Annotated in this window: 13 protein-coding genes and 1 pseudogene; 6 read left to right on the top strand and 8 right to left on the bottom strand. The window is 60.0% G+C overall.

Annotation, left to right across the window (positions count from 1 at the left end; genetic code table 11):
* Nucleotides 1-42 precede the first annotated feature (42 nt).
* Nucleotides 43-945, top strand: a complete 903-nt coding sequence (locus tag BK660_RS23860) for a DMT family transporter (protein ID WP_123435366.1) — start codon at nt 43-45, stop codon at nt 943-945.
* 20 nt (nt 946-965) lie between these two features.
* Here the strand turns inward: BK660_RS23860 and BK660_RS23865 are convergent, their stop codons facing one another.
* The 5 genes from BK660_RS23865 to BK660_RS23890 form a co-directional block, all read right to left on the bottom strand.
* Complete coding sequence (locus BK660_RS23865) at nt 966-1,475, bottom strand: DUF2165 family protein (RefSeq protein WP_123435367.1); 510 nt, start codon at nt 1,473-1,475, stop codon at nt 966-968.
* A 143-nt stretch (nt 1,476-1,618) separates the two neighbouring features.
* The gene (locus tag BK660_RS23870; protein WP_123435368.1) at nt 1,619-2,593 is read right to left on the bottom strand and encodes a 2-hydroxyacid dehydrogenase; all 975 of its coding nucleotides are present in this window, start codon (nt 2,591-2,593) and stop codon (nt 1,619-1,621) included.
* 491 nt (nt 2,594-3,084) lie between these two features.
* Nucleotides 3,085-3,567 (bottom strand): hypothetical protein, encoded by a 483-nt coding sequence (locus BK660_RS23880; RefSeq protein ID WP_123435369.1) that lies wholly within the window; start codon nt 3,565-3,567, stop codon nt 3,085-3,087.
* Between the two features lie 254 nt (nt 3,568-3,821).
* Complete coding sequence (locus BK660_RS23885; protein WP_123435370.1) at nt 3,822-4,193, bottom strand: DUF6124 family protein; 372 nt, start codon at nt 4,191-4,193, stop codon at nt 3,822-3,824.
* A 326-nt stretch (nt 4,194-4,519) separates the two neighbouring features.
* Nucleotides 4,520-5,488, bottom strand: a complete 969-nt coding sequence (locus tag BK660_RS23890) for a LysR family transcriptional regulator (protein ID WP_123435371.1) — start codon at nt 5,486-5,488, stop codon at nt 4,520-4,522.
* A 180-nt stretch (nt 5,489-5,668) separates the two neighbouring features.
* Here BK660_RS23890 and BK660_RS23895 point away from each other — a divergent pair, with 180 nt between their 5' ends.
* The 4 genes from BK660_RS23895 to BK660_RS23915 all read left to right on the top strand — a co-directional run bounded on the left by BK660_RS23895 (nt 5,669) and on the right by BK660_RS23915 (nt 10,627).
* A complete protein-coding gene (locus BK660_RS23895) occupies nt 5,669-7,168 on the top strand; it encodes an efflux transporter outer membrane subunit (protein ID WP_123435372.1) in 1,500 nt (499 codons plus the stop codon).
* Between the two features lie 202 nt (nt 7,169-7,370).
* Nucleotides 7,371-9,563, top strand: a complete 2,193-nt coding sequence (locus BK660_RS23905) for an FUSC family protein (RefSeq protein WP_123435374.1) — start codon at nt 7,371-7,373, stop codon at nt 9,561-9,563.
* Entirely contained in the window at nt 9,553-9,753 is a 201-nt protein-coding gene (locus tag BK660_RS23910; RefSeq protein WP_008153498.1) for a DUF1656 domain-containing protein, read from the top strand. Before BK660_RS23905 ends, BK660_RS23910 begins: the two co-directional genes overlap by 11 nt.
* Before the next feature lie 25 nt (nt 9,754-9,778).
* Nucleotides 9,779-10,627, top strand: coding sequence for an efflux RND transporter periplasmic adaptor subunit (locus tag BK660_RS23915; RefSeq protein ID WP_123435375.1), 849 nt, complete (start codon nt 9,779-9,781; stop codon nt 10,625-10,627).
* A gap of 129 nt (nt 10,628-10,756) precedes the next feature.
* On the opposite strand, the gene BK660_RS23920 is transcribed toward BK660_RS23915, so the two are convergent.
* The 3 genes from BK660_RS23920 to BK660_RS23930 all read right to left on the bottom strand — a co-directional run bounded on the left by BK660_RS23920 (nt 10,757) and on the right by BK660_RS23930 (nt 12,624).
* Nucleotides 10,757-11,155 carry a DUF4440 domain-containing protein gene (locus BK660_RS23920; protein WP_123435376.1) on the bottom strand — a complete coding sequence of 133 codons (399 nt, stop codon included), beginning with the start codon at nt 11,153-11,155 and terminating at the stop codon, nt 10,757-10,759.
* 148 nt (nt 11,156-11,303) lie between these two features.
* Nucleotides 11,304-12,128 (bottom strand): SDR family oxidoreductase, encoded by an 825-nt coding sequence (locus tag BK660_RS23925; protein ID WP_123435377.1) that lies wholly within the window; start codon nt 12,126-12,128, stop codon nt 11,304-11,306.
* Nucleotides 12,129-12,159: 31 nt separating this feature from the next.
* Nucleotides 12,160-12,624 carry a multidrug transporter gene (locus BK660_RS23930; protein ID WP_123435378.1) on the bottom strand — a complete coding sequence of 155 codons (465 nt, stop codon included), beginning with the start codon at nt 12,622-12,624 and terminating at the stop codon, nt 12,160-12,162.
* A 165-nt stretch (nt 12,625-12,789) separates the two neighbouring features.
* Here BK660_RS23930 and BK660_RS23935 point away from each other — a divergent pair.
* Nucleotides 12,790-13,251: pseudogene (locus BK660_RS23935) on the top strand (toxin); the annotation flags it as partial.

The following is a 13,251-nucleotide window of genomic DNA, read 5'->3' on the forward strand; positions in this document are numbered from 1 at the left end:
AGCGCACGCAGGACACTGAGCCTCTATTGAGGAGTGTTTGCCATGAACCTGTCGTTGTACTTGCTGACCGTGCTGATCTGGGGCACCACCTGGATTGCCTTGAAATGGCAATTGGGCGTGGTGGCGATTCCGGTGTCGATCGTCTATCGCTTCGGCCTCGCGGCGCTGGTGCTGTTCGCGATGTTGCTGCTGAGTCGACGTCTGCAAGTGATGAACCGCCGTGGGCACTTGATCTGCCTGGCGCAGGGGCTGTGCCTGTTCTGCGTCAACTTCATGTGTTTCCTCACCGCCAGCCAGTGGATTCCCAGCGGCCTGGTCGCCGTGGTGTTTTCCACCGCGACGTTGTGGAACGCCCTGAATGCGCGGGTGTTCTTCGGCCAGAAAATCGCCCGCAATGTGCTGATGGGCGGGGCGTTGGGCCTGTTCGGACTTGGCCTGCTGTTCTGGCCTGAACTGGCGGGCCACACCGCGAGCCCGGAAACCTTGCTCGGCCTGGGCCTGGCGCTGCTCGGAACCCTGTGTTTCTCGGCCGGCAACATGCTGTCGAGCCTGCAACAGAAGGCCGGTCTGAAACCGTTGACCACCAACGCCTGGGGCATGGCGTACGGCGCGGCGATGTTGTCGGTATGGTGCCTGGTCAAAGGCATTCCGTTCGACATCGAATGGAGCACGCGTTACATCGGCTCGTTGTTGTACCTGGTCATTCCCGGTTCCGTGATCGGCTTCACCGCTTACTTGACACTGGTGGGCCGCATGGGGCCAGAACGCGCGGCCTATTGCACCGTGTTGTTCCCGGTGGTGGCGTTGAACGTGTCGGCGTTTGCCGAGGGCTATCAATGGACTGCACCGGCATTGGTGGGCCTGGTGTTGGTGATGCTGGGCAATGTATTGGTGTTTCGTAAACCCAAGCCACCCGTAATCCAGGGAACCGGCAAACTGGCGTGACGTTTATAAAGATCGAGCGTTCAGCGCTCGATCTTTAACGTTATATAAATTAACAACGGCAACATGAAATCGACGATGTGCCGGGCCCAGTCCTTGGCATTCCATGTTTGTGACTTGTCCATGTTGAACCACTCAACGCCGACAACTTGCAGGCAAACGTAATAGATAAACAGACCGATCATCAACCCGATGATCGAGCATTTCTTGGCTTCGTGGAAGGCTTTGGCAGTTGCGTTGATGTTGCGAAGCAGGTGGTAAGTGCCCATCAGGCAGAACACGGTGTACGTCACTTCGAGGGTGATAATAAGCCAGTAGATACGGTGGTGGAGCAGGGGGGAGGTGATGGCCCGGTAGCTGGTATTTTCGCTTTTCTGCGTGGTGTCCATGCTCAGGACGTGGCCGACATATTCGTAGTTGGTGGCATAGTCCGTAAAGTTGCCATACATCACCAACAGTCCAAACAAACTTATGTAGGTCATCAGTATTACTTTGCTGTATCTGATGAGTTGTGCAGTTTTAAGCGTGTGCAAGGCAAGGGTTCTCCATAACCGTTAGTCCGTGGGGTCGGGCAGTAGTGGAGAGTCTATAGCGGGGGTTTATCTTTCGTCGGTTGACTGAATTGCAAGTTGTGTAGCGAGCGGGCAGACGCTTAAAAAACGTCTGCCCGTTGTCATTAGCCTTTCCAGACTTGCGGGTTGACCAGATCTTGCGGGCGCTCGCCCAGCAAGGCGCTGCGCAAGTTGGCCAATGCACGGTTGGCCATGGCTTCACGGGTTTCGTGGGTGGCGGAACCGATGTGCGGCAATGTCACCGCGTTTTTCAGTTGGAACAGCGGCGACTCGGCCAGCGGTTCTTTTTCGTAGACGTCCAGGCCGGCGCCGCGAATGCGGTTGTTTTGCAGCGCCTCGATCAGGGCCGGTTCGTCGACGACCGGGCCACGCGCAATGTTGATCAGGATCGCACTTGGCTTCATCAGCGCCAGTTCACGGTGGCTGATCAGGTGTCTGGTTTTTTCGCTGAGCGGCACCACTAGGCAGACGAAATCGGCTTCGGCCAGCAGTTGATCCAGCGTACGGAACTGCGCGCCGAGCTCTTGTTCCAGCTCGGTCTTGCGGCTGTTGCCGCTGTAAATGATCGGCATGTTGAAGCCCAGGCGACCGCGACGGGCAATGGCCGCGCCGATGTTGCCCATGCCGACGATGCCCAGGGTTTTACCGTGCACATCGGTGCCGAACAACGGTGCGCCGACGGTGGCTTGCCATTGGCCGGCCTTGGTCCAGGCGTCCAGCTCGGCAACGCGGCGGGCGCTGCTCATCAGCAGGGAAAACGCCAGGTCGGCGGTGCTTTCGGTGAGCACGTCCGGGGTGTTGGTGAGCATGATCCCGCGTTCGTTGAAGTAGGCAACGTCGTAGTTGTCGTAGCCGACCGAGACGCTGGACACCACTTCCAGTTTGGCGGCGTTCTCCAGTTGTGCGCGACCGAGCTTGCGACCGACACCGATCAGGCCGTGGGCGTTTGGCAGGGCTTCGTTGAATTGCGCGTTGATGTCGCCGTTTTTCGGGTTTGGCACGATCACGTCGAAGTCTTGCTGGAGGCGCTCGACCATTTCCGGGGTGACGCGGCTGAAGGCGAGGACAGTCTTTTTCATGGGAGGAGGGCTCGTCGGGCGTGGAGAATGCCAAGCACGCTAACATTCTTCCGAGCGGTTGTGCGAGTACCTGATCTGACCAGATTGTTGGGCAGTCACAATTCAAATGTAGGAGCGGGCTTGCTCGCGAATGCGGTGTATCAGTCAACCTATTTGTTAAATGACACACCGCATTCGCGAGCAAGCCCGCTCCCACATTAAATCAACGGTGTGGCGCTGATTTTGGTATGTCCAGGTTGTCCATCATCCGGTTCGCGGCGAGTTCGGCGAGCCTGACGATTTGCTAGTTGGCCATGGCGGTGTTGCGGTGCGGGCCTTCGAGGTAGGGCGCTGACTTGATCCTGCCTTCTTGCAGCTTCACGCATTCCATTGTGGGAGCGAGCTTACTCGCGATTGCGGAGTATCAATCGATATCCACGTCTAATGTCCAATCTTTATCGCGAGCAAACCCGGCTCCTGCAGTCAGAGTATTTCTTGAATAACCCCCCGGTTTAAATCGCAATGTCACTCCGGCCTTCTATAATAAATTCACCGTCTTCAATGGACTTTGTTGTCTTGTCGTCTCCAAGGGAGGTGAAGTTAAAGTAGCCCTTGTACTGTTCAGTATCATGATCGAATGTCATTAAATGGAAGACACCCTTGTCGGCTCTGAACGTTTCGACCCGGAAGGTGCCGTTCTCTTTCCACATTTTCCAAAAGGCGGCACAAACCTTACGGTCTGCGATTTTATGAATACCCCAGGTGATATCGGCGTCGAACACGATTTCAATTCCCCGATAGATCTTTTTACCGTCCGGATAGACAGAGGTTTGAAGGGTATTCAAGGTCAGGTAGAGTTTTCCATCCGTTGCAAGATAGTCATGGTTGAAGTTGAAGGTGTCTGCTTCGAAATGCTGGTCGTTTACTACATTAGCGTTCACCGAACCTTGGGGAGGGTTTTTTTTGATTAGCGCAAGGGTATATTCCGTAAACATGTTCAGCTCCTTTTACATTAATTCCCGATGATCAAAAACATCGGGTCGTGAGCTGAGCATAGAGGTGAAGCTGTATTGCGAAAACTGTCATTGTTGACAGTTGACGACCCCGTAAAACCGGGATTTATGGCCGTCTGAAGTGGGTGGTCTGGCGGTGTATCAGTCGACGTTGATGTCGACTGATACACCGCTATCGTCGGAACGCCGCCCGGAGCAAGCTCGCTCCCACAGGGGAATGGTGTCTGCTGGGGGGATTAGCGCACTGGTTTGGGCAGTTCGAGGTTGTCCATCATCCGGTTTGCCGCCAGTTCGGCGAGCATGACGATTTGCTGGATGGCCATGGCGGTGTTGCGATGCGGGCCTTCGAGGTAGGCGGCAAAATCGCCGGCCATCACATTGGCCTGGGCCAGGGATTCACAGGTGTGGGCCAGCAGGTCCTCGTGTTTGAGGTCCGGTGCGAGGAGGAACATGGTGCTGGGTTTGCGGGTGGGCGGGGATTTCAGGGCGGCAGGATTGAGGTAGTGATCCAGCGCGCGCTCGGCGGCGTCGTGGAATTTTTTGGAATCGACGGATTCGTAGGGGGAAACGTCGTCGGTTTCCGGGGGATTCGGTTTTTCTTTAATCATGAAAAAGTTACTCGATATGGGATTGATCGAGCTGCCATTTTCGTTTCCAAGCGAAAGGGTGGCAGCCATGCGCGGTTTGGAAAACCGGAAATCCCATCAAACCCGGCAGACCCGAAGGTCTCCCGCGCACAGCCGCCATAACAAGGAATTGCGTGCAGAAAATAGCGCCGCAGTATGCCATGTGCTGTGATGGGAATCAGGTTTCCAAGCCTGGCCGCTGATTTGGCAGCGACCCACAAAGCCTACCCACTTCCCGTCTGACCCAACAACCGACAGAACGCGTCGGAATCCTTCCCCAAAATCAGCGCGTCTGTAGGACCGTGAGATCAGTTCGCCAGCCGAACCCCGCTCACACTCCCGCTCAGGTCATACGCTGCCAACTCCGCCTGATGCGCCGCCAGAATCTCCGGCAACGACCCGCGCAAATACTCGACCCAGGTCTTGATTTTCGCGTCGAGATATTGCCGCGAAGGGTAGATCGCATACAGGTTCAGTTCCTGCGAGCGGTAGTTGGGCATCACACGCACCAGCGAACCGTTGCGCAAGCCTTCGATCGCCGCGTACACCGGCAGCACGCCAACGCCCATGCCGCTGGTGATCGCGGTCTTCATGGCGTCCGCCGAGTTCACCAGAAACGGTGAGCTGTTAATGGTGACCATCTCCTGGCCTTCAGGCCCGTCGAAAGTCCACTTCTCCAGCGGAATCACTGGGCTCACCAGGCGCAGGCACATATGGTTCAGCAAATCGCTGGGCTTTTGCGCGCAACCGTTGGCTTTCACGTACGCCGGCGAGGCGCAGACGATGCTGTAGGTGATGCCCAACCGCTGAGACACGAAGCCCGAGTCCGGCAGTTCGCTGGCGAGCACGATGGACACGTCGTAGCCCTCGTCGAGCAAGTCCGGCACGCGGTTGGCCATGGTCAGGTCGAAGGTTACGTCCGGGTGGGTCTTGCGATAACGGGCGATGGCGTCGATCACGAAGTGCTGACCGATGCCGGTCATGGTGTGCACCTTGAGCTGCCCGGCCGGCCGCGCATGGGCGTCGCTGGCTTCGGCTTCGGCTTCTTCGACGTAGGCAAGGATCTGCTCGCAGCGCAACAGGTAGCGCTTGCCGGCTTCGGTCAACGCGATGCGGCGGGTGGTGCGGTTGAGCAGGCGGGTTTGCAGATGGGCTTCCAGGTTGGAGACCGCGCGCGAAACGTTGGCGGTGGTGGTGTCCAGTTGCACGGCGGCGGCGGTGAAGCTGCCGGCCTCGGCCACGTAACTGAAGGCGCGCATGTTTTGCAAAGTGTCCATGGGGTGCTCTCAAGGGAGATGGCAAATTGTGACACAAGGTTTCAAGGTCTGAGACCCCGACCAAGGGATTATCGCGTGAACGGTAACAAAGATTCACAAGAATCCCGGCTTATCGCCGTTCCGGCCGCCCCCTAGAATTGCGCATCTCCGAAACACCCCCCACCTCAGGAAATCGCAGCAGTGCCGCGTCGCATCAGCAGAGCGCTTCAGACGCTCAGTGTTTTGGCTTTAACCCTGGCAATCAGCGGCTGCATCGGTACCGCAGGTATTGCCCCGCAGGGCAAGGCACTGGAGGCCGATTCACTGGCCACCGACGAAGCCATTCAACACGCTGCGCAGGACGCGCACTGGCCCACCGCTCAATGGTGGCAGGCCTATGGCGACCCGCAATTGAACCGCTGGATCGACCTCGCCGTGCAAGGCAGCCCGAGCATGGCCATGGCGGCGGCGCGGGTGCGCCAGGCTAAATCCATGGCCGGCATCGCCGAATCCGCCGAGTCATTGCAGATCAATGGCGAATCCACGCTCAAGCGCCACAACTGGCCCACCGATCAGTTCTACGGGCCGGGCGAGTTGGCGAACACGACCACCTGGGACAACAACGCCGCACTGGGCTTCAGCTATGCGCTCGACCTCTGGGGCCGCGAAAGCAACGCCACCGAGCGCGCCGTGGACATGGCGCACATGAGCGCCGCCGAAGCGCGTCTGGCGCAGCTCGAATTGCAGAACAACATCGTGCGCGCCTACATCGAGCTGTCGTTGCATTACGCTCAGCGCGACATCGTCGAAGCGACGTTGCAGCAGCAACAGCAGATTCTCGACCTCGCACAGAAGCGTCTGAGCGGCGGCATCGGCACGCACTTTGAAGTCAGTCAGGCACAAACGCCGCTGCCGGAAACCCATCGCCAGATCGATGCACTGGACGAAGAAATCGCCCTCAGCCGCAACCAGCTCGCGGCCCTCGCCGGTTTTGGTCCGGGGGAGGGCGCGAAGTTGCAGCGGCCGACGCTGTCGTTGGGCGCCGCGCTGAAACTGCCGTCGTCGTTGCCCGCGCAATTGCTCGGTCAACGCCCGGACGTGGTTGCCAGTCGCTGGCAAGTGGCGGCGCAAGCGCGCGGCATCGATGTCGCCCACGCCGGGTTTTATCCCAACGTCGATCTGGTCGGCAGCCTCGGCTACATGGCCACCGGCGGTGGGGCGCTGGAGTTCTTGACCGGCAAGAAACTCAACTACAGCGTCGGCCCGGCGATCTCGTTGCCGATCTTCGATGGCGGGCGTTTGCGCTCGGAGTTGGGTGAAGCCTCGGCGGGCTATGACATCGCCGTGGCCAAGTACAACCAGACGCTGGTCAACGCACTGAAAAGCATCTCCGATCAATTGATCCGCCGCGAGTCGATGGACAAGCAGCAGGCCTTCGCTGCCGAGTCCGTGGCCACGGCGCAGAAGACCTATGACATCGCGATGATCGCCTATCAACGCGGGTTGACCGACTACCTCAATGTGCTGAACGCGCAGACGTTGTTGTTCAAGCAGCAGCAGGTGCAGCAGCAGGTGCAGGCGGCGCGGTTGAGTGCTCATGCCGAACTGGTGACGGCGTTGGGTGGTGGGTTGGGGGCGGGGAATGATGTGCCGACCGCCGTACAAACCCAGGCCCCGAAAACCCCGAGCCTTCTGAAGTGACCACGATGTATCAGACACGCCCCTATTTGTGGCGAGGGGGCTTGCCCCCGTTCGGCTGCGCAGCAGTCGCCAAACCGGTAAATGCGGAGTGCCTGAAAACCGCGATGGCAGGTTTTGGGGCCGCTCTGCGACCCAACGGGGGCAAGCCCCCTCGCCACAGGGTTTCGGTTGATCCAGGTCTTTCCTCAATGAGCAGGATTTCATGACTCCCTTGCCCGCACCCTTGCGCTGGCTGTATTCCCTTGAATGGCGCCGGGGCTTTTTCGACTGGGCACGCAGCGACGGCGTGACCTGGGTCTACATCTTCAAGGTGCTGTTCGCTGCCTTCCTGACCTTGTGGCTGGCGATGCGCCTGGAGTTGCCGCAACCGCGCACGGCGATGATCACCGTGTTCATCGTCATGCAGCCGCAAAGCGGTCAGGTGTTCGCCAAGAGTTTTTACCGCTTTCTCGGCACCTTGACCGGCTCGGCGGTGATGGTTGCGCTGATTGCCTTGTTCGCACAAAACACCGAACTGTTCCTCGGCTCGCTGGCGATCTGGGTCGGCATCTGCTCGGCCGGTGCGGCGCGGTATCGCAACTTTCGCGCCTACGGTTTCGTGCTGGCCGGGTACACCGCCGCGATGGTCGGTTTGCCAGCGCTGGCGCACCCCGACGGCGCGTTCATGGCCGCCGTCTGGCGGGTGCTGGAAATCTCCCTGGGCATTCTCTGCTCGACGCTGGTCAGCGCCGCGATCCTGCCGCAAACCGCCAGCGCCGCAATGCGCAACGCCTTGTATCAGCGCTTCGGCGTGTTCGCCTTGTTCGTCACCGATGGCTTGCGCGGCCGCAGCAAGCGGGACGCGTTTGAAGCCAGTAACGTGCGCTTCATCGCTGAAGCGGTGGGCCTGGAAGGCTTGCGCAGCGTGACCGTGTTCGAAGACCCGCACATGCGTCGGCGCAACGGTCGGCTCAATCGTTTGAACAGCGAGTTCATGGGCATCACCACCCGCTTCAACGCCTTGCATCAGTTGCTCGAACGCTTGCGCAGCAGCGGTGCCGAGCCTGCGGTCGCTGCGATCAAACCGGGTTTGCAAGACCTCGCAGAAGTGCTCGACGGTTTCAGCGGTCGTGCCCTGACCGACGCGGACGCGGCACGCCTGGTCGTCGAGTTGAGCGCTTATAAAGAAGGTTTGCCGGCGCGGGTTCGTCGCTTGCGGGCGACCTTCCAGGAGAGCAACCCGAGCGACGCGGAGCTGCTGGACTTCCACACCGCGTACGAGTTGCTTTATCGCTTCGTCGACGACCTGCACAGTTATGCACAGACCCACGCGTCCTTGGCCGATCACAGCCATGCGCGCGAGCAATGGGACGAGCCGTTCACCCCGCAAACCAACTGGATGGCCTCGGCCGCGTCGGGGATTCGGGCGGCGTTCATTCTGGTGGTACTCGGCAGTTATTGGGTGGCCACCGCATGGCCCAGCGGCGCGACGATGACCTTGATTGCGGCGGCAACTGTCGGCCTTTCCGCCGCCACGCCGAATCCGAAACGCATGGCGTTTCAGATGGCCTGCGGGACGTTCCTTGGCGCACTGATCGGTTTCTTCGAGATGTTTTTCATCTTCCCGTGGATCGACGGTTTCCCGTTGCTGTGCGTGATGCTCGCGCCGGTGATCGTGCTCGGTTCGTTCCTCACCTCGCGGCCGCAATACGCCGGGGTCGGCCTCGGTTTACTGATCTTCTTCAGCACCGGTTCGGTGCCGGACAACCTCACGGTCTACAACCCTTACGCCTTCATCAACGACTACATTGCCATGGTGCTGGGCATGCTGGTCTGCGCCGCGGCCGGGGCGATTATTTTGCCGCCGAACAGTCGCTGGTTGTGGCGACGGCTGGAGCAGGACCTGCGTGGGCAAGTGGTGTACGCGATCAGCGGCAAACTCAAGGGTTTGGCCTCGAGTTTTGAGAGCCGCACGCGGGATTTGCTGCATCAGGCGTATGGCCTCGCGGCGGGGCAACCGCACGTTCAACGCAACTTGCTGCGCTGGATGTTCGTGGTGCTGGAAGTCGGCCACGCGATCATCGAGTTGCGCAAGGAACAGGCGATTGTGCCGGTGCATCCGGCCTACGCCGAATCGCAGCCGTGGCGCCAGGCGATCCGCGTGATGGGACGTTCGCTGGTGCGGCTGTTCCTGCAACCGAGCCAGAACAATCTGGAGCGCAGTTTGATCGCGGTCGACCATGCGATCAGCCGTGTGCAAGCCACCGACGAACCTTTCGCACCGCACTTCGATACCTCGGCCCTGCGGCGGGTGAAGAGTTACCTGCACTTCATTCGCACCTCATTGCTGGACCCGCAATCACCGCTCGCGGCCTACACGAAAACCGCGCCGCAAGGACTTGAACATGCCTCGTGAAATCGCCTTCCACGGCGTGTACATGCCCACCATGACGCTGATGTTTTTCATCGCCGCCGCACTGGCCTGGGCGCTGGACCGGTTCTTGTCCGGATTCGACCTGTACCGCTTCTTCTGGCACCCGGCGCTGCTGCGCCTGAGCCTGTTTACCTGTCTGTTCGGCGCCCTGGCGCTGACTGTTTATCACTGACTCTCTATTTCTGAAGAAGGCCCTGATGAAAAAGCTTTTCAGCCTGCTCGCCACCCTGCTGGTGCTGGCCCTCGCGCTATGGATCGGCCGGACCTTGTGGGTGCATTACATGGACACCCCGTGGACCCGCGACGGCCGGGTGCGCGCGGACATCATCAACGTCGCCGCCGACGTCACCGGGGAAGTGGTGGACGTGCCGGTGCGCGACAACCAGCAAGTGAAGAAGGGCGATTTGCTGATGCAGATCGACCCCGAGCACTACCGCATCGCGGTCAAACAGGCGCAGTCGCTGGTCGCCTCACGCAAGGCCACGTGGGAGATGCGCAAGGTTAACGCCCGCCGCCGTGCCGACATGGACAACCTGGTGATCTCCCGGGAAAACCGCGACGACGCCAGCAACATCGCCGACTCGGCACTGGCCGATTATCAGCACGCGCAAGCGCAACTCGAAGCCGCCGAACTCAACCTCAAACGCACCGAAGTGCGGGCGGCGGTGGACGGTTACGTGACCAACCTCAACGTCCATCGCGGCGACTACGCGCGCATCGGCGAAGCGAAGATGGCCGTGGTCGATATGAACTCGTTCTGGGTCTATGGCTTCTTCGAAGAAACCAAATTGCCGCACGTGCGCGTGGGCGATAAGGCCGACATGCAATTGATGAGCGGCGAGGTGCTGAAGGGGCATGTGGAGAGCATTTCTCGCGGCATCTACGACCGGGATAATCCGCAGAGTCGCGAGTTGATTGCCGATGTGAACCCGACGTTCAACTGGGTGCGGCTGGCGCAGCGAGTGCCGGTGCGGATTCACATTGATGAAGTGCCGGAGGGGGTGCTGTTGGCGGCGGGGATTACGTGCACCGTGGTGGTTAACTAGGCGTTGGACCGAGTCGCGGCCTTCGCGAGCAAGCCCGCTCCCACACTTGAGCTGCGTCGATCACTTCTATTGCGTTCACTGCAGATCTAATGTGGGAGCGGGCTTGCTCGCGAATGGAGCGACGCGGTCTCAGCCTTTGCAGAAGGTCTCATGCAAATGCCGCCAGATCAGCCGGCCATCCGCGTCTTTCTCAAACACCACGGTCGAACGCCGATCCGAATGCAGCCCGGTGGCATCAGTCTGTTGCTCGCGATAACTCACCACCGCACCCCCTTCATACAGCGCCACACCGCGCAAGTCGCTGAGCTCGATCCTGAACCCGAGCTTCTTGCCGCCCGCCAACTGAAACAGCTCGCTCAACGCCTCGAAATCCAGCACTCGGCCCAATGGCGAGATCATGGAAAACTGTGGCGAAAACCGGCTCAGCAGTTGTTCAAGTTCGGCGTCGTCTCGCTCTTCGGCCAGCCATTGTTCGATGGCGACGTGGGCCTGGATGACTTCGTCGAAGTAGTCGGTGTAGTCGGTCATTGAAGTGTTTTCCTGAAATTTTCTGTGTTTGTTCGGACGCCTTCGCGAGCAGGCTCGCTCCCATAGTGATCGCGGGTGTGAATGCTATCTATGGCACCCCATAGAACCCTGTGGGAGCGAGCCTGCTCGCGAAGCGGTCAACTCGGTCTCAGAGCTGCCCACGCAACCCGAACCGCTTCATCAATCCGGCCTCAAGCAGCCCTTTGGGCAACAACCCCGCCAACAACGGCAACGCCCGGCTGCCATTGCCCAATCGAATCAAACGCGGTGGCTTGCTTTGCTGCACCGCCTTGAGCAACCCCTGCGCAAACTCCCGGGCCGGTGTCGGCTTGTCCTGCGACGCCTTGGCCCGCGCACGAATGCCTTCGCGCAGGGGAAACCACGGCGATTGTTCGGTGATCAGTTGCTCCGCTTCATGCCCGGCATTCTTGGCGAAGCTGGATTCGATGGCGCCCGGCTGGACCTCCATCACGCGGATACCGAACGGCGCGAGTTCCATCCGCAAGGCATCGCTCAACGCATGGACGGCGGCTTTCGAGGCGCAATACGCGCCAGCAAACGGCGTGACCAAAACCCCTGAAACGCTGCCGATGTTCACCACCAATCCCTTGGTGCGACGCAGCACCGGGAACAGCGCGCGGGTGACGCCGACAATCGCAAACACGTTGGTTTCGAACTGCCGCTGCATGGCCGGTACGCCGCCATCGAGCAGCGGCCCCATCGCGCCATAACCGGCGTTGTTGATCAGCACGTCGAGGCCGCCGCGTTGCTGATTGATCTGCTCGCTCAGTTGCTCGAGCGCGGCGCCATCATTGACGTCCAGTTGCACGGCGGTGAAACCGGCGGCGGTTAGCGCGGCCACGTCTTCAGCCTTGCGGGCGCTGGCCCAGACTTCGTAGCCGGCATGTTTGAACACGTCGGCAAGGGCGCGGCCAATGCCGCTGGAGCAACCGGTAATCAACGCAACGGGCATGGCGCGGTCCTTGTGCAAAGTAAGAAGTGGATTAATCGGAGAAACTACCCTGCAAACGCTCGGCGCGAAACTCCAGGGTTTGCGGGCGATAGCCAGGGCGCAATGGTGGCAAGGGCAAACAGTCTTCCCAATTGGCGCCGGCCTGCAGCTCGCCGGGTCCACGATAGCGTGGGGCGTCGTATTGATTGTCGGCCAGATTGACCGTATCACCCGGCGCATACGCTGCGATGCGCCAGCGCAATTCGGTCAGCGGCACGTCGTTGCCGTTGTTCATTTTCAGCTGCAACGGGCGATCCGCCGGGCACTGCTCGGGCGCGTAGGCGATGCGCAGCTCCAGCCGCGCGAGTTGCTTGACCTCGCGATTGTCCAGCCAGATCACCCACGTGGCCACCAGCCCCAAACCGACGGCGGCCGCCACCGACACGGGAAACGCCTTGGACGGGTAGCGCAACAGCAAAATCAGCCAGGTGATGACCAGCAGGACGCCGATGAACATGTGTGTACGCTCCTTGAACTCATGACCTCCATCCTACCGAAGGGCCGGGTGAATGGACATTCGTGGATCAACGTTGTTGCCATTGGTCAGTACTGTAATTTCTGACAGTAGCCGTGCCGTGGCGCGAGGGGTTAGATAACCATTGGCTCACAGGGACACGCCGGCATGCACTCTAAAACCCCCAAAGTGTCGGTCGTCGATCCGCAAGCGCTGACGATCCGTTCCATTGATTATTGGCGCGAGGTTGAAGGCGAGCCGACTCAAGCACGCATCAATCGCACGCTCCACAATGCCGCCGGGCACGCTGTCAAACAGTGGGACCCACGGCTTTGGGGGTTACAGGAGCAAGATCCGCTGGCGCCCGCCAATCTCGTGACGGTGTATTCGCTGTCCGGTGTTGCGGTATCGACGCTGAGCGTGGATGCCGGGTCGCAGATCAGTCTTTTGGGGCTGGCCAATGAAATGCTGCAAGGCTGGGACAGTCGCGGCACACGACGCGAAGTTGAATACGACGAACTGCTGCGTCCCGTGGCGGTGTTTGAACACGTCGCCACAGCACCACGTCGTTGTGCCGAGCGCATGGAATATGGTCGTCCCGGTCAGGGTCACCAGGACCACAACCTGGCC

This window comes from Pseudomonas brassicacearum, assembly GCF_003732265.1.
Taxonomy (GTDB): Bacteria; Pseudomonadota; Gammaproteobacteria; order Pseudomonadales; family Pseudomonadaceae; genus Aquipseudomonas; species Aquipseudomonas brassicacearum_D.